At 61.2% G+C, this 20,574-nt stretch carries 16 protein-coding genes; 8 read left to right on the top strand and 8 right to left on the bottom strand.

All coding sequences use genetic code 11. The features are described from left to right. Nucleotides 1-73 precede the first annotated feature (73 nt). Nucleotides 74-1,312 carry a methyltransferase gene (locus MSNKSG1_RS13050; protein WP_008939751.1) on the top strand — a complete coding sequence of 413 codons (1,239 nt, stop codon included), beginning with the start codon at nucleotides 74-76 and terminating at the stop codon, nucleotides 1,310-1,312. Here the strand turns inward: MSNKSG1_RS13050 and MSNKSG1_RS13045 are convergent. The 3 genes from MSNKSG1_RS13045 to MSNKSG1_RS13035 all read right to left on the bottom strand — a co-directional run bounded on the left by MSNKSG1_RS13045 (nucleotide 1,269) and on the right by MSNKSG1_RS13035 (nucleotide 5,462). Next, the gene (locus MSNKSG1_RS13045) at nucleotides 1,269-1,751 is read right to left on the bottom strand and encodes a DUF4124 domain-containing protein (RefSeq protein ID WP_008939750.1); all 483 of its coding nucleotides are present in this window, start codon (nucleotides 1,749-1,751) and stop codon (nucleotides 1,269-1,271) included. The genes MSNKSG1_RS13050 and MSNKSG1_RS13045 overlap by 44 nt on opposite strands. A 76-nt stretch (nucleotides 1,752-1,827) precedes the next feature. After that, the gene (locus tag MSNKSG1_RS13040; protein ID WP_008939749.1) at nucleotides 1,828-3,033 is read right to left on the bottom strand and encodes an OmpA family protein; all 1,206 of its coding nucleotides are present in this window, start codon (nucleotides 3,031-3,033) and stop codon (nucleotides 1,828-1,830) included. Between the two features lie 113 nt (nucleotides 3,034-3,146). Continuing rightward, on the bottom strand, nucleotides 3,147-5,462 hold the full coding sequence (locus MSNKSG1_RS13035) for an ATP-dependent helicase (protein WP_008939748.1): 2,316 nt from the start codon (nucleotides 5,460-5,462) through the stop codon (nucleotides 3,147-3,149). A gap of 192 nt (nucleotides 5,463-5,654) precedes the next feature. Between MSNKSG1_RS13035 and MSNKSG1_RS13030 the strand changes: the two genes are divergently transcribed. From MSNKSG1_RS13030 to MSNKSG1_RS13020, 3 genes are all read left to right on the top strand, one after another. Further along, on the top strand, nucleotides 5,655-6,032 hold the full coding sequence (locus tag MSNKSG1_RS13030; protein WP_008939747.1) for a DUF2237 family protein: 378 nt from the start codon (nucleotides 5,655-5,657) through the stop codon (nucleotides 6,030-6,032). Next, nucleotides 6,032-8,170 carry a tRNA(Met) cytidine acetyltransferase TmcA gene (locus tag MSNKSG1_RS13025; protein ID WP_008939746.1) on the top strand — a complete coding sequence of 713 codons (2,139 nt, stop codon included), beginning with the start codon at nucleotides 6,032-6,034 and terminating at the stop codon, nucleotides 8,168-8,170. The genes MSNKSG1_RS13030 and MSNKSG1_RS13025 overlap by 1 nt, the downstream gene beginning before the upstream one ends. 79 nt (nucleotides 8,171-8,249) lie before the next feature. After that, nucleotides 8,250-8,942 (top strand): ankyrin repeat domain-containing protein, encoded by a 693-nt coding sequence (locus MSNKSG1_RS13020; RefSeq protein ID WP_008939745.1) that lies wholly within the window; start codon nucleotides 8,250-8,252, stop codon nucleotides 8,940-8,942. Between the two features lie 4 nt (nucleotides 8,943-8,946). On the opposite strand, the gene MSNKSG1_RS13015 is transcribed toward MSNKSG1_RS13020, so the two are convergent. Further along, a complete protein-coding gene (locus tag MSNKSG1_RS13015) occupies nucleotides 8,947-10,050 on the bottom strand; it encodes an enoyl-CoA hydratase/isomerase family protein (protein WP_008939744.1) in 1,104 nt (367 codons plus the stop codon). A 225-nt stretch (nucleotides 10,051-10,275) separates the two neighbouring features. Between MSNKSG1_RS13015 and MSNKSG1_RS13010 the strand changes: the two genes are divergently transcribed. Beyond that, on the top strand, nucleotides 10,276-10,611 hold the full coding sequence (locus tag MSNKSG1_RS13010; RefSeq protein WP_008939743.1) for a c-type cytochrome: 336 nt from the start codon (nucleotides 10,276-10,278) through the stop codon (nucleotides 10,609-10,611). A gap of 27 nt (nucleotides 10,612-10,638) precedes the next feature. On the opposite strand, the gene ppnN is transcribed toward MSNKSG1_RS13010, so the two are convergent. Continuing rightward, entirely contained in the window at nucleotides 10,639-12,021 is a 1,383-nt protein-coding gene (gene ppnN / locus MSNKSG1_RS13005; RefSeq protein WP_008939742.1) for a nucleotide 5'-monophosphate nucleosidase PpnN, read from the bottom strand. Between the two features lie 111 nt (nucleotides 12,022-12,132). Here ppnN and thiI point away from each other — a divergent pair, with 111 nt between their 5' ends. Next, complete coding sequence (thiI, locus tag MSNKSG1_RS13000; RefSeq protein ID WP_008939741.1) at nucleotides 12,133-13,587, top strand: tRNA uracil 4-sulfurtransferase ThiI; 1,455 nt, start codon at nucleotides 12,133-12,135, stop codon at nucleotides 13,585-13,587. A 7-nt stretch (nucleotides 13,588-13,594) separates the two neighbouring features. Here the strand turns inward: thiI and MSNKSG1_RS12995 are convergent, their stop codons facing one another. After that, a complete protein-coding gene (locus tag MSNKSG1_RS12995; protein ID WP_008939740.1) occupies nucleotides 13,595-14,608 on the bottom strand; it encodes a histone deacetylase family protein in 1,014 nt (337 codons plus the stop codon). A gap of 172 nt (nucleotides 14,609-14,780) precedes the next feature. Between MSNKSG1_RS12995 and MSNKSG1_RS12990 the strand changes: the two genes are divergently transcribed. Next, a complete protein-coding gene (locus MSNKSG1_RS12990; protein WP_008939739.1) occupies nucleotides 14,781-16,229 on the top strand; it encodes an NAD-dependent succinate-semialdehyde dehydrogenase in 1,449 nt (482 codons plus the stop codon). Between the two features lie 238 nt (nucleotides 16,230-16,467). Beyond that, on the top strand, nucleotides 16,468-18,633 hold the full coding sequence (uvrD, locus tag MSNKSG1_RS12985; protein ID WP_008939738.1) for a DNA helicase II: 2,166 nt from the start codon (nucleotides 16,468-16,470) through the stop codon (nucleotides 18,631-18,633). On the opposite strand, the gene corA is transcribed toward uvrD, so the two are convergent. Together corA and MSNKSG1_RS12975 are read right to left on the bottom strand one after the other, a co-directional pair. Further along, nucleotides 18,634-19,587, bottom strand: coding sequence for a magnesium/cobalt transporter CorA (gene corA, locus MSNKSG1_RS12980; RefSeq protein ID WP_008939737.1), 954 nt, complete (start codon nucleotides 19,585-19,587; stop codon nucleotides 18,634-18,636). A 26-nt stretch (nucleotides 19,588-19,613) separates the two neighbouring features. Beyond that, entirely contained in the window at nucleotides 19,614-20,414 is an 801-nt protein-coding gene (locus tag MSNKSG1_RS12975) for an undecaprenyl-diphosphate phosphatase (RefSeq protein WP_008939736.1), read from the bottom strand. Nucleotides 20,415-20,574: the final 160 nt, after the last annotated feature.

Below are 20,574 nucleotides of genomic sequence, written 5' to 3'. Positions count from 1 at the left end.
GGGAACCTTGGGTTCAACAAGTACAAAGGCCAGTTTCATGACGTTTCCTCCGGCTCGGAGTCTACACGAGCCGATGCCATCTTTTTACACTCGCTGGCGGTGCCTGAACGACTGGCTGGCCCGCCATGCCGGGTTCTGGCGTCCGGCGCCGTTCAAGACGCCGTCGCCACAGTGGGTGGCGCAATATCCGGAACTGGCGCGGTGGCTTGAGGCTCTCAACCCCGACGATCTCGATCGTTTCGACAGTCATCCCGGAGCGCTGGCCGCCCGCATCGTCGATTGGTTGCCGGGAATGGCGGACTATCTGGCGCTGACCGATGTGCCGGCGTTCTCCCCTTCAGAGGCCACCGTGGCCAGGGTGACACTGGACGAGGTTGATGCGACCGACATGCCCGGCCGCAAGCGCACCCAGGCCGGCGCCTTTGCATCAGCCATTCTGCCGCTGAACGGCCCGGTGCTGGACTGGTGTTGCGGCAAGGGGCACCTCTCCCGAACGATCGCCCGCCAGTGCGGCGCTCCGGTGAGCGGGTTCGAGTGGGACGCGGCCCTGGTTGAGGACGGTAATCGTCTGGCGGCACGGTTTTCGGATCGTTTAACCATTCGCTGTCAGGACGTGATGGCGCCGGAATTGCGTTGGCCCGATGCGGCCCACGGAGTGGCACTCCATGCCTGCGGTGACCTGCATCGCCGCCTGATCACCCACGGGAGCGACAGCCAGGCGCCCCGGATCAGCTTTTCGCCCTGCTGCTATCACCAGACCGCATCGGACACCTATCAGCCCATGGCGACCCGGGTTCGGTCGGCCGGCAATGCCATCGCCCTGTCTCGCGAGGAACTCCGGTTGGCGGTTAGGGAAACGGTCACAGCCCCCGCCAGGGAGCGGGCTCAGGCGGCGAGTATCCGTCAATGGCGTCTCGGTTTTGATGCCCTGCAACGGGCTCTCCGTGGCGTCGATGACTATCTTCCGGTGCCCTCCCATCCCTCACGACTGAACCATGGGGACTTTGAGGGCTTCTGTCGGTGGGCCGCAGGGAGGAAGGGACTTTCTCTGCCGGATTCACTCGACTGGGCGTACTGGTGTCGGGAGGGTGAGCGCCGGTATCGTCAGGTACAACGGCACGAACTGCTGCGACACCTGTTCCGGCGCCCGCTGGAGCTCTGGCTGGTGCTGGATTACGCCGTCTTCCTCGAGGAACAGGGTTACGACGTCCGCCTGGGAACCTTCTGCGAACGGGCACTGACACCGAGAAACCTGCTGATGGATGCGGTCAGGGTTTCCGATACTCCACGTGATCCACGCAGCCATCCCTGAAATACACATAGGTGAGCTCATACAGGGCGCCGTAATATCGGGTCTGGTAGATCCAAACTTCCTGCGGATCGGTGTAGCGCTCGGGTGGCGAGCCGAACGCCCGCCGCACGTTTTCCCGGGTCATTCCCGGAATAACCTGCTGCCGGACGATATAGCGCCGAAGGTCCGTTGAGTTGATGAACCGGCAGGTCGAGGTTGCTTCCGGCGTTGCTGAAGGATCCGATTCCCCGGTTTTGTCGGATGCTGGATCGGGTTCAGGCAGATTCTGGTCGAAGCGGCCCCCGAGCCGGTTGTCGGGAATGTCCACGGTCTGTGCCGTTTCGCTGCAAGGGTGATCGGCGAAAGTGACGCCCCGGCCGTCCTCGCAGCGGTACACCTGCGCGTCTGCCAATGACGGCAGGCCCAGCAACAGCAGTATCAGCAGAGAGACGTATGGCATACGATCACCGCATTCCCGAACAGACAAAGAAAAAAGGCGCCCGCAGGCGCCCTTATGAATCCAGTGTTCGACGCGCCTAGCGACGGACCTGGATACGTGCCTCGACGCGACGGTTGGCAGCGCGGCCGTCGGCGGTGTTGTTGGAAGCGATTGGGTCGGATTCACCGTAACCCACCGCGTCAACCCGATCCGGATCAATGCCCAACGGACCGGTCAGCCGGCGGGCTACGGCCTCGGCACGGCGCTGGGACAGGAACTGGTTGTACTTCGCTTCGCCCCGGTTATCGGTGTGACCGGCGATTTCGACGAAGGTTTCCGGGTTCTCCTTCAGGAAGTCCGCCACCCTCTGGATTTCAGAGTCGTAGGCATTGCCGATCACCGAGCTGTTGGAGGGGAACTTCACCTCGATGGTGAACGTCTGGACGGTTTCGGTGACACCTTCACAGCCCTGCTCATCCACCTCGGCACCTGCGGTCGTGTTCGGACACTGATCCTGGCTGTTCAAAACGCCATCGTTGTCGCTGTCGACCTCACAGCCACGGGCATCGACTTCTGCGCCCTCCGGGGTGTTCGGGCAGGCATCGCGGGCATCCGCCACGCTGTCCATATCTGCATCCGGCTCGCAACCGGTGTCATCGACAACAGCGCCAGCCGTGGTGCCAGGGCACTGGTCGCGGGTGTTGGGGACACCATCATTATCGCTATCCGCGGGCGCGACCGGGGCCGATGTTCCAACGGTACGGGAGAATGCCAGGCTCAAGCCCAGAGACACCATGGTGTCGAAGGTGCTCTCGTCGATGCCGTGGAATTCCCGGAGGTCGCCACGGAGCGAAATGCTGTCGCTGATGTTGTAGCGGACACCGGTGCCCAGATTGACCCGGGTCTCATCGTGATTGCTGCCGGCCGTGCGCGGTCCGTTCGGGTCGGTGCCGAAGTCGGCATTGCCGGCACCCAGGGATACGTATGGGTTCCAGGCTTCCTCCGGTCCGGCAAAGTAATAGGTACCGTCGACCCGGATCTCCTCGAAATCGGACGACCCCGGTACGTATTTGCGATCGGCGTCGGCGCGGGAGTAGACCGCCTCAACGGACCAGCGGGGTGCGAAGCGATATTCCGCTCCCACGCCAAAGGTGCCGGTTTCGCTCAGGTCCCGGGCGTCATCGAAAAGCTGGAAGCCGGCGAAGGGATTGATGTAGATCGTTTCCTGACGTTCTGCTGCCAGCACCGGTGTGGCCAGTGACGTGGCGAGAGCTGCTACCGCGAGGGGGCGCATTATGCTCATTCAGAATCTCCTTTCTGGTCTTTTGAGGTTTGCAGGCACAATATAGAAACGCCGCCTACTTGGAAATTAGGCGATGGGGCCAAAAAACACAAAATCGCTGGCCCCTGCATTGTTTACGACAGGGGAGTGAAATATAGATGCGCACTCTTTTTGCTGAAATTCAGGGTGTCGCCGTTGTCGAAGTGCACTTCGAAAGAGCTTTCGTCCTCGTTCACCACCTGCCCGGCGCCGAAAACGGCATGACTGACACGCTGGCAATGCCAGACCGGTTCCGCCCGGGTGTCAGCCTGCGCCATGGCGCCGTCCAGCGTCACTCCTTCCCGTTCGGCGTAGCGTTGACTGATAGGCGTCAGTGGCGCCGAGATCGACAGCGGTGAACCATCGGGACGCTGATCCAGGGCCGTCCCGAATTCCTGTGACAGCTCGAAACAGCATTCCTGAACGAACCGGCTCGGGCCCTGGTCGCCGTCCAGATGAGGACGCTTGCTGACCGGCCGGGTGATCAGGTGCAGAACCTGACGGGTACGGGTCATGGCCACGTACAGCAGCCGTCGCTCGCTTTCCAGGAAGGCGCGGGCATCGTCGTGTTGCCGGGGGCTGTACGGCAGATATTTCTCCTGCAGCCCGGGAATGATCACCTCGGGCCACTCCAGGCCTTTGGTCCGGTGTATGGTGGAAAGCAAAACGCCCCCCGTCTGCTTCTCGCCCGCCTGCTGTTTCAGTGCCTTCAGGTGCGCCAGCGCCCCCTTTGCGTCCACGTCCAGCCCCTTGAGGTACTGCCGGAACCCCTGAACGGTATCGATGCGCTCTTCCGCGCTCTCGTGGGTCAGGGCCAGGCTCCGGATGCCCTCATACAAGTCCGTGTGTTCGGCATAAACACTGATCAGCCCGGCCACCGGGCCCGCAAACCCCTGAAGCTGTCCAAGCACCTCGCCGAGCTTGCGCAGCTTTCTCGCGGGCAGAGGTCCCAGGGCGTCAAAATCCATAGCCAGCAGGTGTTCATGCCAGCGCCCATCCTGGGCTGCCAGTTGCTGCGCCAGATGTTCCAGTTCCGGCTCCTTCAGCCCGACGTGGGGAAACCGTAAAAGCTGCCGGGCCATATCCAGACGGTCGGCATCCGGAAGCTTCGCCAGGTTGCCGGTGACCACCGTCAGCAGGGCGGTGATCGCCTGTACTTCCCGGCTGAACAGGGCACCCTTGCCGGCATCAATCCGGTAGGGGATCTGTCTCGCCAGCAGCTTCAGCTCGATTGGAACGCTCTGACTCCAGACCCGAAAAAGAATGGCGACACCACCCAGTTTCCCCGGCCCGATCCCGCCCAAAATCTGCAGAACCTGATCGCTGTCGCTCTCGACACGGTGCAGGTGAATCCCGGTATCCGGTGTGCTGGGGTGCGAATGACACAGCACATCCTTGCGGCCGGTGTTGTGGCTGATCAGATGGTTCGCCAGCAGTGCCACCCGATGACCGTAGCGGAAGCTATAGCTCAGGGTCTGCTCCAGGGGGCTCTCGAATTCGTCACTGAAGCGTTTGAGAATGAACTCCGGTCTGGCGCCCCGGAACTCATAGATGGTCTGGTCCGGATCGCCCACCACCGTGACCCGGGCGCGGTCGCCGGCCACGTAACGCAGCAGCAGGTGCTGGATCTCGTTGGTGTCCTGATACTCGTCCACCAGAATCAGATCCATCTTGTTGCCGACCAGCCGCTGTAACGGTGGATTCTGATGGATGGCCATCACCGGTTCATAAAGCATGTCCGCATAACTGATCCGGCTCTGACGCTTGCGCCATTGCTCGAAGCTGTGGAACAGATCGATCAGGTATTTGTGCTTGTCCGAATACCCCAGTTCCTCGAACACCACCTCCGCCGGGGACAGGGTCGTCTTCACCAGATCGATGAACCCTGTGGCCGTTTCCACGAAATCCTTCTTGTTGCGCCGGATCTCATCGGCCAGGTCCTCCGGCGCCAGCCGCCGCGTGAGCTGCCAGGCCTGGAATCCGATCTCCTGCTCGGTCAGGATCTTCTCCGAGAAACCCGGCAGATAGCCCTCCCGGACAAACCGCTTGTAAAGCCGAAGCCCCATGGCGTGATAGGTCCGGATTTCCGGCAGCGCCAGCCCGGACTGATGACAGACCTCCTGCAGCTTGCGCTCGAAATCCACCCGGGCGCTGCGATTGAACATTAGTACCAGCATCCGGGCCGGATCGTGACCCTGCTCCAGCAGATAGCGGATTCGCCATGCGAGCGTGGAGGTCTTGCCGCTCCCTGCCACGGCGGTAATCACCGAATGCTCGTAGCCGGCGGTAATGATTGCCCGTTGCTCGTCGGTGAGAAAATCCGGCAGGTTGGTAATGTCAGGCGTTTGGGGGTTGGTCGGCATGGCCGGTATTGTAATGGGCAACTGGTAGGAGAGATACCGGTCGCGCATAATTGCTGCCAAGTCAGTTTTCAGTGACCGTAACTCACAATTCCGATAGCAAGGTACTGGACGGGCCATCCAAAACTGTGCGGAGCCATGGATGGCGGAGCCCAAGCGCCACATGGATGTGCCGCCAGGAGCGGGTTTTGGATGGCCCGTCCAGTACCTTGCCAACTCCGAAACTTTGGGAGATAGGCAAAGATGAACACAGGGGAGTCCATCAACGTTCTTGGCGAAAAGCTGGAAACCTGCGGCACCGACCCCGAAACGGGCTTCTACCGCGACGGCTGCTGCAATGTTGGCCCCGACGACCTCGGGATTCACGCTGTCTGCGCCGTCGTCACCGACGACTTCCTCGACTTCTCCAAAGCCCGGGGCAACGACCTCAGTACGCCTCGTCCCGAATTCGGCTTTCCCGGCCTGAAAGCCGGCGACAGCTGGTGCCTGTGTGCCGGGCGCTGGCAGGAAGCCTTCGAGGCCGGATGTGCCCCCAGGGTCCGTTTGCGGGCTACCCATCGGGCCGCGCTGGAAGCGTGTGATCTCGCCGACCTGAAAGCCCACGCAGCCGACCTCAGTTGATGCCCCGGGAGGCTTCTGCACAGACCGCCGATTGGCAGCACCTGCTGGACCGGCTTGCCGACCTGGGCGAGCGTCGCCTGGTTCTGGTCGAAGGGGATCGGGAAGCGGCACTTGTCTGGCTGCGTAAGCTTTTGCCGGCTTTGTCGACTGGACCCGGACTCTGGGTAGGGCAACCGGACGCGTGTCCTGCCAACGGTTTGGCCACTGTCGGCCCGGGCAAAGCCCGGTCCTGGCTCGGGCGTGAACTTGGACTGGTAGTCTGGGATGGCTGGCAGGGCAACCCGCCGGATGGACTGGCAGCAATTGCGGGCACCCTGACGGCTGGTGGCCTGCTGTTCTGGCTCATGCCGCCGCTGTCGCAATGGTCGACCTGGCCCGATCCGGATTACGTCCGTACCGGCCTGGATGCGGCCCGGTGTCACGCCTTCGCCGACCGGATGGCCACCATTCTGGGCGCGGATTCCTCCGTGATACGGGTGAACGCCGCAACACCGGAACAGGCCCGGCTACCGGCCTTGCCAGCTGCAGAACGCCCATTCCGCGTCGGAACCAATGCGGATCAGCAACAACTGGTAGACCGGCTGGTGACCTTCGGCCTTGGCCGTCGTCGCCGTCCGGTTGTGGTGACGGCCGATCGCGGTCGCGGCAAATCGGCGGCCCTGGGGATGGCGGCTGCCAGGCTCCTGCAGCAGGGACGGCAACGGGTGCTGGTATCGGCGCCCACCCGCGAGAGTGTGGCAACGGTGTTCCGGCATGCGCGGGAAACCCTCGGCGATGAGCTGGCCGCTGAAGACGATGCTCAGCTGGTCTGTAATAACGGAGGGGAGCTGAGATTTCTGCCCGTGCAGGCCTTGCTGGCGGAGCGTCCTGACGCGGAAGTGATTCTCGTCGACGAGGCCGCCGCCATCCCGCCCCACACCCTGAAACAGATACTGACCGGCTGGCCCAGGGTGGCGTTCTGCTCCACTGTGCATGGTTACGAAGGTGCCGGGCGCGGGTTCAATATTCGTTTCCGGGCCGTCCTGGAGCGTGAAACGCCACGGTGGCAGGAACTCACCCTGCGAGAGTCAATACGGTGGGCGACCGGTGATCCGCTGGAACCGCTGATTGACCGGCTGTTCCTGTTGTCTGCCAACGGTTTCACCGGTGACCTGACCGATCCCGAGATCGCGATCGAGCGCTGGCAGCCGGCCGGAGCCACGGAGGCAGAGCGAAACGAGGCCTTCGGACTGCTTGTTGATGCGCACTACCGCACGACGCCGGCAGACCTGCGCCAATGGCTGGATGATCCCGCAGCCGTGAGCTGGGTGGCCCGTTGTCAGGGGCATATTGTCGGCGTCCTCTGGGCGGCGAGGGAAGGCGGCCTGCCCGAAGACCTGGGGGCAAAGATCGCCCTGGGGGAGCGGCGGGTTCGCGGCCACCTGCTGCCGCAGTCGCTGGCGTCGCATGCCGGCTTTCCCGAGGCGGCCTGTCAACGCACCCTCCGGGTCATCCGGATTGCGGTCCGCAATGACCTGCGACAAAGGGGCTTGGGCCGACGGCTGGTTCTGGCGGCGCGCAACTACGCGGTCAGTGAGGAGTTGGATACCCTAGGCAGCAGTTTTGGTGGTACCCGTGAGCTCCTGGCTTTCTGGCGCGCTTGCGAGCTGACTTTCGTCCGACTCGGATTCCAGCAGGAGGTGACCAGTGGCGAGTACCCCGTTCAGGTGCTGTCCGGAGTCAGTGTTTCGGGTGTCGAGCTGGTGTCGCGCCTGCGCTCACGGCTGGCCAGGTACTGGACCGCCTACCTGCCTGGCCATTGGCGTGATCTGTCACCCGGGTTGGTGATGGCGCTGACCCGGGCCTTGCCGGCAACCGGCCGCCTGGACGAGGACGATCATCGGGATCTGTTCCATTTCGCATGCGGGCATCGCGGATTCGACCTGTGTCTGCCGGTGCTGCAGGTATTGAGCCAGAGCCCCGGCGTGATTGAACGGCTGGAAAGGTCAGAGGATGCTCCGTTGTGGGCGGAATCTGTCCTGCAGGAACGTTCATGGCCGGAACTGCAGGCGTCCGGCCGGTGCCTGGGGCAGCGCGATGGTGAAGACCGTTTGCGGTCCATGGTTCGCGAACTTCTGCAAAACGGTCCGGAGTTGTGAACCGCTCGATTTAAATCCCCGCCGCTGCTGATCAGAATAGGCCAAATTCTGATAACCGATAACAACAGAGACCGTTGATATGGCCAAGGGACCCGGCGCTGCCCGCTCATTTCTGCTTACGTTTGTCATTCTTGGGCTGCTGTCCGGTTGCGCCTCGGACTCTGGCCACAGCAATCTGCAACATCAGACCCGCGCCCAGAACGACACGCCACTGATGGACTCGGCGCGCTCCGGCGATCTGGAGGCTGTCGTGGCGCTGGCTGAGGCGGGCCATTCCCTGAATACCGTCACCGAACAGGGTACGCCGCTGATGGCGGCGGTCTCGGCGGGCGAAGACCGGGTTGCCTGGTACTTGCTCTCGGAAGGCGCCGATCCGGATCTGACCGGGCCTGGCGGAGAAACGCCGCTGATGGAAGCGGCCGCTGCGGGCAGCCGGAGGCTGGTGCAATTGCTGTTGTCTGCCGGTGCCCGGGTCAACGCCGTTGACCGCAATGGCTACACGCCGGTCATCCGCGCTGCGGAGGAGGGCAACCTGGCGGTGGTCAAGGTGTTGCTGACGGCTGGCGCCAACGTCAACGTCAGTCAGGGGGGCGAATCCCTGCTAATGAAAATCGTGGGCAGCGGCGATCTGCTAACCGCCGAAATGCTTCTGGCGGCCGGTGCGGACGTCAACTACCGGGCGGCTGACGGTAGCACGGCACTGGACCGCGCCAGGGCCATCCAGAACCAGGATCTGGAAATGCTCCTGGTGCAGGCGGGCGCCCGCCCGTAGCCCTTTATTGAAGCTGCATGGGGTCGGTTTCATCGTTCCATTGGGGCTCGAAATGACCCTCGACCACCTCTTCCGGAACCTCGCTGACCGACGCGTATGACCAGGCCGGGTTCTGGTCCTTGTCCAACATCCTTGCTCGAATGCCTTCCGGTAAATCAGGCCGGCGGCAGCATTCCCTGGCCATCGCCAGTTCCATCCGGAATACGTCTTTCAGAGACATCTGCTGGGCCTTGCGGAGCTGGGTCCAGACCAACCACGCGGACACCGGACAACCGCCCCGCAGGTTCTCGATACAGGTTTTCCACCAGTCGCTGTCCGCCTCGGACGCGAGCAGACGCTCGACAATATCGGGCAGGTCGGTGCCGGCACTCAGGCGGGCAATGGTCTGCTCGTGATGCTCAAGGTTGCTGGGAGGCAGGGTATGATAATCGGGTGCATGCATCTGGTTCAGCAGACGGAACAGACGGTTGTCGTCGGCCGGTGGATCGCCGGTCCAGCGCTGCTCCTGGATTTGACGCAGCAAGGGTTCCCGGTCTTCCGGGAGCAGTGCCATATCGGCGAGGCCGACACGGAGCGCATCGGTGATATTGAGGCGGGCGCCTGTGAGCCCCATGAAGAGTCCGAGCCGGCCGGGCAGGCGATTCAGGAACCAGCTCGCGCCCACGTCGGGAAACAGGCCAATCGCGACCTCGGGCATGGCCAATACGAGATCCGGTGTGACCAGGCGGTAGCGACAGGCCGACAACAGGCCCAGGCCGCCACCCATGACAATGCCGTGGCCGATGCCAACGACCGGTTTCGGAAACCGGTGCAGGCTGTAGTCCAGGCGGTATTCGTGGCTGAAGAATTGCCCCGGGAGGTCAGGATCATCGCCGCCGGTCATGGCATTGTAAAGTTGTCGAAGGTTGCCGCCTGCGCAGAACGCCCGTTCGCCCGCTCCCTGCACGACGACCAGGCAGATGCTGTCATCGTCTGCCCACGCATCCAGTGCCCGTTGGGCCTGATCAATCATGGTTGTGCTCAGGGCATTCAGGGTCGCCGGGGCGTTCAGCGTAAGAAGGCCAAGTTTCCCTTCGAGGCAGGGTAATTCCTGCAACTCAATGGACATAGGAGTCTCCGGTTCAGGTCGGACAAAATCCGGGTCTGGAATCGAAACGTACTCTGTCACTAAGTGGCGATTGGCGTAAAGAGGACAAATGTCGAAACGCTAACCTTGATGGATCGCATTTGAGCCTCGGGCGCCCTGTGCTATAACTGTCTCCCATGAACGTGCGGTGACAAAGCGCCGACCTCATTTTCTCAAAACCAAAAACACTGTTGAGAGGGCACTACCATGAAATTGAAGCATTTTGCTGTTGCGGGACTGGTTGCGGCCGTCGTTGCTCTGCCGACTGCGGCGTCCGCTGCCGATATGGCAGCCGGGAAGGCCAAGGCCACGTCGGTTTGCTCGGCCTGTCACGGCCAGAACGGCGTTGCCCAGATTCCGACCTATCCGAACCTGGCGGGTCAGAATGAGCAATACCTGGTAATGGCATTGAAGGCTTACAAGAACAAACAGCGCACGGGTGGCCAGGCGGCCATCATGCAGGGCCAGGCGGCGGCCCTGAGCGATGAGGATATTGCCAACGTGGCGGCGTACTTCGCCAGCCTGCCGGCCGGCGGCAAGTAAGTCCGAATGCTGCGTCAGCGGGGCAGATTATGCTGCACCGCTGACGATGCGATAGCAGGGACGATAGGCCTGGAGCCCCGGCAACTTCATCCGGTTCTGGGCCACGAACTGCTCGAGCATTGCCTCGAGCGGCTTGATGAGGGTCGGATCCCCGGCAATTTCGAACGGTCCTTTCTCCTGAATCTGGCGAATGCCATTTTCCTTCACATTCCCGGCCACGATACCGCTGAATGCCTTGCGAAGGTTCGCTGCCACCAGGTGGACCGGCTGGTCCCTGTGGAGTTCAAGCGCCCGCATGGTGGCGTGGTTGGGATCGAACGGTAACTGGAACACCGGGTCGATCTTCAGCATCCAGTTGAAGTAGTAGGCGTCCTGCATGGCCCGGCGGAAGGTCTCCACTTCCTTCATGCCTTTCTTCATGGTTTGCGCGACGCGAACCGGATCATCAATGATGATTTCGTACTTTTCCGCCGCCTTGTCGCCGAGGGCATTGCGGATGAACTTGTCGATCATCTCGAAGTATTCCGCGTTTTCCGGACGTCCGGTAAAGATGACCGGGAACGGCAGGTCTGCGTTGTCCGGATGCAGCAGGATGCCAAGCAGGTACAGGATTTCCTCGGCGGTGCCCACGCCCCCGGGGAAGACGATCACGCCATGTCCGCAACGAATAAACGCCTCGAGGCGCTTTTCGATGTCCGGCATGATTACCAGCTCGTTGACGATCGGGTTCGGAGCTTCGGCGCCGATAATGGCCGGTTCGGTGATGCCCACGTAACGCCCGTTGCGGACCCGTTGTTTGGCATGGCCGATGGTGGCCCCTTTCATCGGCCCTTTCATGGCGCCGGGGCCGCAACCGGTGATGATGCTGAGGCCGCGAAGGCCCAGCTGGTGGCCGATTTCCTTGCTGTACTGGTATTCCGAGTGGCCAATGGAGTGACCACCCCAGCACACCACCATATCCGGCTGCCGCCCCGCCTGCAGGACCCCGGCGTTGCGGAGGATGTGAAAGACCAGGTTGGTGATGTCATCGGGATTGTCCCGCCGGAACCCGGGTACGGTCTCCGGGATGGAGTGGGTGTAGATGATGTCCCTGAGTACCGAAAACAGGTGTTCCCGAATGGCCCGGAGCATTTCTCCATCCACAAACGCGTGGGCCGGGGCATTGATCAGCTCCAGTTTCACACCGCGCGGCTGGGGGACGAGGCGTACGTCGAAATCGGCGTGCATCTCCATCAGGGCCTTGCAATCGTCCGTTTCAACGCCGGTATTGAGCACCGCAAGCGCGCATTGGCGGAACAGCCGGTACAGCCCTCCCTCGCTTTTGTCCTTGAGTCGGTTGACCTCGTGGTTGGACAGGATTTCAAGGGAGCCCTCCGGAGAGACCAGGGCGGTGATCGTGGATTCGCTCATGTAACAGTGATACTCCTGATGGTTTCGACCGTGCCGGATTTTGAGGCAATCCGACAAACAGGTACACTAGGCGCTTTCCGCTTTATACGCCACCCGACAAAACTCCGATCTATGAAACTGTTAATCCGTCCCGCTCCGGAAGTCGCCATCAAAAGCAAGCCCGTGCGCCAGCAACAGATGCGTCAACTCCGTCAGAACGTTCGCAAGCTGCTGGTTCGGCTCGATTCCGATATTGATGTCACCGGGACCTGGGATCGGGTCGACGTGGACGTCCCCGATGATCGTGGATTGTACGGATCGGTGATTGATGTGCTGATGCGTGTGCCCGGTATTTCCAGCATCCAGGAAATTGCCGTCTATCCGCTGACTTCCCTGGAGGATATTGCGGACAAGGCCGTGGCGGCCTATGCCGGTCTGCTCGACGGCAAGACCTTTGCCGTGCGTGCCAAGCGCCTGGGAGATCACGATTTCCGTTCGATCGATATCGAACGCGCAGTTGGCGCGGCGTTGCTGAGCGCTTATGAAACAGCCGGTGTGGATCTCAAATCTCCGCAGGTGGAAGTCCGGGTGGAGGTCAAGGAAGACGGTTTTCACGTCTCCCGACGCAAACATCCTGGGCTCGGGGGGTATCCGCTGGGCTCTGTGGAGAGCGTCATGACGCTGATTTCCGGAGGCTATGATTCCTCGGTCGCGGCGTACCTGATGATGCGTCGGGGTCTACGGAGTCACTTCCTGTTTTTCAACCTCGGAGGCACCGCGCACGAAGTCGGGGTGCGTCAGGTGGTCCATTACCTCTGGGAACGTTACGGGGCCTCCCACAACGTCAAGTTCATTTCCGTGCCTTTTGACGGGGTAGTGGCGGAAATCATGCGCTCGGTCAACCATCGCCACTGGGGCGTGGTGCTCAAGCGCCAGATGCTCAAGGCCGCTGCCGAGATCGCCGACACGCTAAATGTGTCCGGCCTGGTGATGGGCGATGCGGTTGCCCAGGTGTCCAGCCAGACCCTGTCGAACCTCAACGTGGTCGACCGGGCCTGTGAACAGGTGGTGTTGCGTCCGCTCATCGCGATGGACAAGCAGGAGATTATCCGGATTGCGCACGACATCGGGACCGAGTCCTTTGCCCGTAACATGCCGGAATACTGCGGTGTGATTTCCCAGAAACCGGCGACCCGGGCAAAACTTCATCGTGTCGAGGCCGACGAAGCCGAAATGGATCCGGCGGCTCTGGCGCAGGCGATCGAGAACCGGGAGGAAACGCCGGTGAATCGGCTCCTTGAATCAACCTCGACGCCGGAAGAAGTGGAATTGGTTCAGACCCCCGGGGTAGATGACGTCATCATCGACGTCCGCCATCCGTCCGAGGAAGAGCGAGCCCCTCTGACGCTGACCAACAACCAGATCCTGAAGATTCCGTTTTACGAGCTGAACCAGCAGATCGACACGCTGCCCCGGAACCGGCAGTACCTGCTGTACTGCGACCGGGGCTCGATGAGTCGCATGCATGCCGGTCATCTGAAGGCCGAAGGGCACAACAACGTCAAGGTCTACACTCCGGCCTCCTGAGGGACGGTCAGCCCTCCATGCCCTCGAAGAACTGCTGTACGTTGGTGGTCAGCGCCTCCAGGTCGTAGCCGCCTTCCTGCACCACCAGTGTGGGCAGGCGCAACTCCCGGACTTCGGTACTGAGCCGGTTGAAGCCCTCTGAAGACACCGACACCTTGGCCTGCGGGTCGTTCTTGTAGACATCGAAACCGAGGGTCAGGATGAGCGCATCGGGCTGGAACAGCCGGATAGCCGTCAACGCCTCGGCCACCTTGCCGAAGAAATAATCCTCGCTGGAGCCGTGGGGCATGGGCATATTGATGTTGTATCCGTACCCGTCCCCTTCACCACGTTCATCCTCGAAGCCGGTCACTACCGGGTAGAAGTTGGTTGTATCGCCGTGGATGGAGATGTACAGGACATCACTGCGGTCGTAGAAGATTTCCTGGATGCCCTGGCCGTGGTGCATGTCGGTGTCCAGGATCGCAATTTTCGGGAACCGGGACTTCATGTGCTCTGCGGCAATCGCGGCATTGTTCAGGTAGCAGAAGCCGCCGGCGGCATCTTTCCGGGCATGGTGCCCCGGCGGACGACAGACGGCGTAGGCGGTGCGTTCCCCGGCGATCAGGGCGTCCGCCGCCCCGAGAGCGGTCTGGGCGGACCAGTAAGCGGCCTCCCAGGTATGCTCGCCGATGGGGCAGCTGCCATCGGCCAGGTAGCGTGCCGCCTCGGCCAAAACGCCCCGCATGGCATTGGGGGAACGGACGAAGATGTTCGACATGACCTCATCGCCCCAGTCGCCCATTTCCATCCAGCGCCGGTGCGCGGATTCCAGGAATCTCAGATACCCCAGATCGTGGACCTTCGAGATAGGGCCGGCGCCCTGATCTGCCGGTTGAAGCACGGAAATGCCCATGTCTTTCAGCCCCTTGAGCATCAGCTCCGTGCGAGCCGGGATCTCCTGCGGCTCCCGCATCTGGCCACGGGTAAAGTAGGTCTTGGGTACGTGCAGATCCTGAGAAGGATGGAAATACGCTTTCATGGTCCGGGCTCCTTAAATTCTGATTCTCCGAGTATAGGCAGTGTCGGAGTCGCGTCAAAAACCGGGCCTTGACTTTACAGTCTTAGACTCAAGATCCACTATGAAAGACATGAATCACTGACGCAACTCGTCCCGTGGTCGGGGCGTCGCCAATTTCAGAAAAGGAGCCGAGATGATTGAGTCACCACTGCTGGACAAGCTTACTGGCTACATCGGCGGTCGCTGGACGGATAATGCCCAGGGCAATACCTTCGATGTCTACAACCCCGCCACCGGCGAGGTGATTGCAAAAGTTCCCTCGATGCCCGAAGACGATGTGAAGGCGGCAGTGGGGGCCGGGCAGTCGGCACTCAGGCTGACCCAGCCCTATCCGATCGAGACCCGCCGAAAGTGGCTTGAGGACATCCGCGATGCACTGAAGGACAACCGCGAGGAAGTGGGGCGGATTCTGTGCATGGAACATGGCAAACCCTGGAAAGAAGCGCAGGGAGAAGTGGATTACGCGGCTGGTTTCTTTGATTACTGCGCCAAGCACATTCAGGCGCTGGATGCCCACACCATTCCGGAGAAGCCCAAGGACTGCACCTGGACCGTGCATTATCGCCCGGTTGGTGTGACCGGTCTTATCGTGCCCTGGAACTTCCCGATCGGGATGATCGCCAAGAAGCTTTCCGCCGCCCTGGCGGCCGGTTGCCCCTCCGTGATCAAACCGGCCAGTGAGACACCACTGACCATGGTGGCCCTGTTCAGCCTGATGGACAAACTCGACCTGCCGGACGGCATGGTTAACCTGGTGATGGGCAAGGCCAGCGTCATCGGCAAGGTCCTGTGCGAGCATCCGGATGTTCCGATGCTGAGCTTTACCGGCTCCACCGAAGTCGGCCGGAAGCTGATCCTCGACACCGCCGATCACGTCAAGAAGCTGGCCCTGGAACTGGGCGGCAACGCGCCGTTCATTGTCTTTGAGGATGCCGATCTCGACGCGGCGGCGGACAACCTGATCGCCAATAAATTCCGCGGCGGCGGCCAGACCTGTGTCTGTGCCAACCGGATTTTCGTGCATGAGAAAGTGGCGGATGCCTTCGGTGAGAAGTTGGCGGAGCGAGTCAACAAGATGACCGTCGGCGATGGCATGAAAGAGGGCATCGACATCGGGCCGCTGATTAACAAACAGGGCTTCGACAAGGTGAAGCGCCACCTGGAAGACGCCCTCGACAAGGGTGCCGATCTGGTCGCCGGCAAGCAGCCTGGCGAGCTGGGCGATGGTCTGTTCTTCCCGCCAACGGTTGTTCTGGGTGTTAACCGCGACATGTGCTGCTACCAGGAGGAAACCTTCGGACCACTGGTCCCGATGGCGCGGTTCCGCACTGAAGAGGAAGTCATCAAGGCCGGTAACGACACCGAGTTCGGTCTGGCTTCCTACGTGTTCACCGCCGACGCCGAGCGTGCCCAGCGGGTAGCGGCCGGCCTCCGGTTCGGCCACGTTGGCTGGAACACTGGTACGGGCCCGACGCCTGAAGCACCGTTCGGTGGCATGAAGGCCTCCGGCATCGGCCGCGAAGGCGGCCTCGAAGGTCTGTTCGAGTTTGTTGAACCGCAAACCGTGCCAAGAGGCTTTTGATAGAAAAGCCTTCTCCCAGATACGCAAAGCACGGGGGAGGGCGGTTGTTCAGGACTGTGTGTGGCCAGGGATGGCCACACTCAAGCGCACATGGATGTGCTCGTAGCGTGTCCTGAACAACCGCCCTCCCTCGTGCGTTTCCGCCAAACGGAAGAGGGCTTTCCCGGGCCCGACAATCGCACCCTTCCCTGTTATACTCATTTCCCTGTTTATTTAACCAGTAGCGAACCGATTTCCTATGGACGTCTCCCACATCATCGACCCCCTTAACGATGCCCAGCGTGAAGCCGTGACTGCCCAGAATGACCACCTGCTGGTACTGGCCGGCGCGGGCAGTGGCAAGACCCGGGTGCTGGTGCACCGGATCGCCTGGCTGATGACCGTGGACCGGGTGCCGCCGACCGCCATTCTGGCGGTGACGTTCACTAACAAGGCGGCGCGGGAGATGCGCTATCGGGTCGAACAGATGATGCAGATCCCGACTCGCGGACTGTGGATCGGCACGTTTCACGGTATAGCCCACCGTTTGCTGCGGGCGCACTGGCAGGATGCCGGTCTGCCGGAGAATTTCCAGGTGCTGGACAGTGACGATCAGCTGCGGCTGATCAAGCGGGTGATGCGGGAAAACCAGATCGACGAGAGCCGGTGGCCGCCCAAACAGGCCCAGTGGTTCATCAACAGCCAGAAAGACGAGGGGCTGCGTGCGGATCACATCCAGGAGAACCCTGGGGATCACTTCACCTCGACCATGCTGAAGATCTACCGCCAGTATGAAACCCTCTGCCAGCAGGGTGGCCTGGTGGATTTCGGTGAGCTGCTGCTCCGGTCCCACGAGCTCTGGCTCCATAAGCCGGAACTGTTGGCCCATTACCAGAGCCGTTTCCAGCACATGCTGGTAGACGAGTTCCAGGACACCAACACCATCCAGTACGCCTGGCTGCAGGTGCTGGCGAGCAATCGGGTGCCCTTGACGGTAGTCGGTGATGACGACCAGTCGATCTATGGCTGGCGGGGCGCGAAAATCGAGAACATCCAGCAATATCAGCGGGATTTCCCCAATGCCCGGCTGGTTCGGCTGGAGCAGAACTACCGTTCGACGCAAATGATCCTGAAGGCGGCCAACTCGGTCATCGCCAACAATCAGGGGCGTCTGGGCAAGGAACTCTGGACGGACGGTCCGGACGGAGAGCCAATCAGTCTGTACGCTGCGTTCAACGAGCAGGACGAAGCCAACTACATTGCCGACAGTATTTCCGCGTGGGTGGATGAAGGGAATCTGCGCAGCGAAGTCGCCATCCTGTACCGTTCCAACGCCCAGTCCCGGGTGCTCGAAGAGGCACTGATGCGCCAGGGTATTCCGTACCGGGTATACGGCGGGCTGCGGTTCTACGATCGCCAGGAAATCCGCAACGCCCTGGCGTACCTTCGATTGGTTCATTACCGTCGCGACGATGCCGCATTCGAGCGGGTGGTCAATGTGCCAACCCGGGGCATCGGTGCCAAGAGCCTGGCGGAGCTTCGGGAATACGCCACCGAGCAGGGAATTTCGCTCTGGGAATCGTCGGAACGACTGCTGGAGGCAGGGCAGGTCAAAGGCCGTGCGAAAACCGGTCTCCAATCCTTCCTTGGGATCATCAATAGCCTGTCAGAGATGGTGGACCACGCCTCCCTTCAAGGCCTGATGAAACAGACTCTCGAAGTCAGCGGGTTGAAGGATTATCACGCCAGTGAAAAGGGTGAGAAAGGCCAGGCCAGGGTGGAAAACCTCGAAGAGCTCGTCAATGCGCTGTCTGATTTTGAGGTCGAAGAAGGTGTCGATCCGCTGTCGGAATTCATCGCCCAGGCGGCATTGGACGCCGGGGAGTCCCAGGCCGATGCCCACGAGGACAGCGTACAACTCATGACACTGCACTCTGCCAAGGGGCTGGAGTTCCCGCTGGTATTCATGGCCGGCGTGGAAGAAGGCCTGTTCCCCCACAGCATGTCGCTGGAAGAGCCGGGCCGGATGGAAGAAGAACGCCGGCTGGCCTACGTGGGTATTACCCGCGCCATGAAAAAGCTGGTGCTCACTTACGCCGAATCCCGCCGCCTGTATGGCCAGGAAAAATTCCATGCGCTGTCCCGGTTCGTCCGGGAAATCCCCGGTGACTGCCTGCAGGAAGTGCGCCTGAGAAACACCGTCACCCGGCCAGCGATGGTGGAACGCCCGAATGAGTCGCTGTTCAGCCAGGACTCGGCTCAGCAGTCGGGTTTCAGTCTCGGCCAGCGGGTCCGGCACCCGAAATTCGGAGAAGGGATCGTGATGAACTCCGAGGGAACCGGCCATCACACGCGCGTGCAGGTGAACTTTGACGATGGCGCCAAATGGCTGGTGCTGGCTTATGCGCCGTTGGAGGCCTGCTAGTTATAACCAACCCTTGCGCTTGAAATACCAGTAGGGCGCAATCCCGGCCAGAACCATCAGCCCGATGGCGCCAGGGTAGGCAAACTGCCATTGCAGCTCCGGCATGTGCACGAAGTTCATTCCGTAGATGCTCGCGACCAGAGTTGGTGGCAGGAAAACCACCGCCGCGATGGAGAAGATCTTGATGATCTGGTTCTGCTCAATGTTGATGAACCCCTGGGTGGAATCCATCAGGAAGTTGATCTTGTCGAACAGGAACGTGGTATGGGACATCAGTGTTTCGATGTCCCGGTTGATCTCCCGGAGGGTTTCCCGGAGTTCGCCTTCTTTGCTCAGATGACGCAGCAGGAATGAGATGTTGCGCTGGGTATCCATCAGGCACAGGCGGGTTTTTCCGTTGCTGTCTTCCAGTCGCGCCAGGCGGTTAATGGCCTCGTCCAGCTCAGAATCCTCGTCCTCCAAGACCAGGTAACTGACTTCCTCCAGCTGCCGGTGGAGGTCTTCCAGGCCGTCGGCATGATTTTCCACCTTCTGCTCAAGAAGGGTCACCAGCAGGCCCGAAGGGTCCAGCGCTTCGACCTGGCCGCGGCGGGCTCGCATTCGTAACAGGCGGAAGTCGGCCAGTTCACCTTCCCGCACCGTGATCAGGCAGTTGCGTTGCAGGATGCAAGCCACCGACACCGTGGTATGGCGGCCGTCGGCCTGGGTCAGGAACAGGGAGTGGACGTGGATGCCGGCCTGGTCGACAAAGCAGCGGGCGGAGGCTTCGATTTCCTCGACGTCGTCAAGTTCGGGTACATCGGTCTTGAGCAGCCCCTGCAGAATCTGCCGTTCGTCTTCATCGGGCTCGTAGGCGTCGATCCAGTCGGCCTCGTGGAGGCGTTCCCGGACCGATTCAGGGGGGATGTCCAGCTCCTTGATCAGGCCGTTGACGATCTTGAAGAATCTCAGCATGGGCCGCTCCTGCTCTGTCGATTGGATCAGTTCATGAGTACAGCATAGATGACCGCGGCAAGGATCAGGCGATAGATGACGTAGGGCCACATGCCCACCTTGTTGAGCCACTTCAGGAAGAAGTGAATCGCGGTGATCGCCATGATAAACGAGGTGATGCCGCCGGTCAGGAAGCCGCTCCAGTCAACGGCGACATCGGAGGTGGCCACCTCAAGCAGCTTTACCGATGCTGCCAGCACAATGATGGGGATCGACAGCAGGAAAGAAAACCGGGATGCTGCTTCCCGGGTCATGCCGAGGAACAGTCCGGCGGTAATGGTCACCCCGGAGCGGGAAGTGCCGGGAACCAGAGCCAGGGCCTGGACGAGACCGACGATCAGGGCATCCTTCCAGCTTAGCGAATCCATCGTGCGGTGGCGGCTAGGCCGCCAGTCGGCAACCCCGAGCAGGATGCCGAAAATCAGTGTGGTGGCAAAGATAATCGTGGGCGAGCGGAGCACGGTGTCAATCAGATCGAGCAGGGCCAGCCCGGCCAGGCCTGCGGGGATAGTGCCGATCACAAGATACCAGGCAAGAGCGCCCTGGCCGACCAGTTTGCGTCTCGACAGCGACACCAGTCCATCCCGGGCGATACCGAACACATCGCGGCGGAAATACAGCACCACCGCCAGGAGCGTCCCGAAGTGCACCGACAGGTCGAACCCGACGCCCTGGTCGCTCCATCCGAAAAATACCGGTGTCAGGATCAGGTGGGCGGAACTGGAAATGGGCAGGAATTCGGTAAAACCCTGGAGCAGGCCAAGGAAAAGGGCGTGGGAAGATTCCATAGAGTGCTGTCCGTTACAAGGTTCGGGTAGGCGGCCGAGAGCCAGCGTGGATAGTAGCAGACTATCCAAGAGTCTTCATTACAGCTTTGTCAGAAGCCAACCAAAGTAGCATTTCGCCTTTACTCACGGGGCTATAGGTTGGAATCAAGCCATCAAGAAT

It is taken from the genome of Marinobacter santoriniensis NKSG1 (assembly GCF_000347775.1).
GTDB lineage: Bacteria > Pseudomonadota > Gammaproteobacteria > Pseudomonadales > Oleiphilaceae > Marinobacter > Marinobacter santoriniensis.
The sequence above is the reverse complement of the archived record's forward strand: the minus strand, read 5'-3'. Positions and strand labels throughout refer to the sequence as shown.

Bases quoted from the DNA above. Each gene is read 5' to 3' on its own strand.
- corA (WP_008939737.1), bottom strand. From the start codon at position 19,587: ATGCTGAGATTCTTCAAGATCGTCAACGGCCTGATCAAGGAGCTGGAC.
- MSNKSG1_RS12990 (WP_008939739.1), top strand. From the start codon at position 14,781: ATGATTGAGTCACCACTGCTGGACAAGCTTACTGGCTACATCGGCGGT.
- MSNKSG1_RS13015 (WP_008939744.1), bottom strand. From the start codon at position 10,050: ATGTCCATTGAGTTGCAGGAATTACCCTGCCTCGAAGGGAAACTTGGC.
- MSNKSG1_RS13045 (WP_008939750.1), bottom strand. From the start codon at position 1,751: ATGCCATACGTCTCTCTGCTGATACTGCTGTTGCTGGGCCTGCCGTCA.
- MSNKSG1_RS13035 (WP_008939748.1), bottom strand. From the start codon at position 5,462: ATGCGCGACCGGTATCTCTCCTACCAGTTGCCCATTACAATACCGGCC.
- MSNKSG1_RS13050 (WP_008939751.1), top strand. From the start codon at position 74: ATGCCATCTTTTTACACTCGCTGGCGGTGCCTGAACGACTGGCTGGCC.
- ppnN (WP_008939742.1), bottom strand. From the start codon at position 12,021: ATGAGCGAATCCACGATCACCGCCCTGGTCTCTCCGGAGGGCTCCCTT.
- MSNKSG1_RS12995 (WP_008939740.1), bottom strand. From the start codon at position 14,608: ATGAAAGCGTATTTCCATCCTTCTCAGGATCTGCACGTACCCAAGACC.
- MSNKSG1_RS12975 (WP_008939736.1), bottom strand. From the start codon at position 20,414: ATGGAATCTTCCCACGCCCTTTTCCTTGGCCTGCTCCAGGGTTTTACC.
- MSNKSG1_RS13020 (WP_008939745.1), top strand. From the start codon at position 8,250: ATGGCCAAGGGACCCGGCGCTGCCCGCTCATTTCTGCTTACGTTTGTC.
- uvrD (WP_008939738.1), top strand. From the start codon at position 16,468: ATGGACGTCTCCCACATCATCGACCCCCTTAACGATGCCCAGCGTGAA.
- thiI (WP_008939741.1), top strand. From the start codon at position 12,133: ATGAAACTGTTAATCCGTCCCGCTCCGGAAGTCGCCATCAAAAGCAAG.
- MSNKSG1_RS13025 (WP_008939746.1), top strand. From the start codon at position 6,032: ATGCCCCGGGAGGCTTCTGCACAGACCGCCGATTGGCAGCACCTGCTG.
- MSNKSG1_RS13030 (WP_008939747.1), top strand. From the start codon at position 5,655: ATGAACACAGGGGAGTCCATCAACGTTCTTGGCGAAAAGCTGGAAACC.
- MSNKSG1_RS13040 (WP_008939749.1), bottom strand. From the start codon at position 3,033: ATGAGCATAATGCGCCCCCTCGCGGTAGCAGCTCTCGCCACGTCACTG.
- MSNKSG1_RS13010 (WP_008939743.1), top strand. From the start codon at position 10,276: ATGAAATTGAAGCATTTTGCTGTTGCGGGACTGGTTGCGGCCGTCGTT.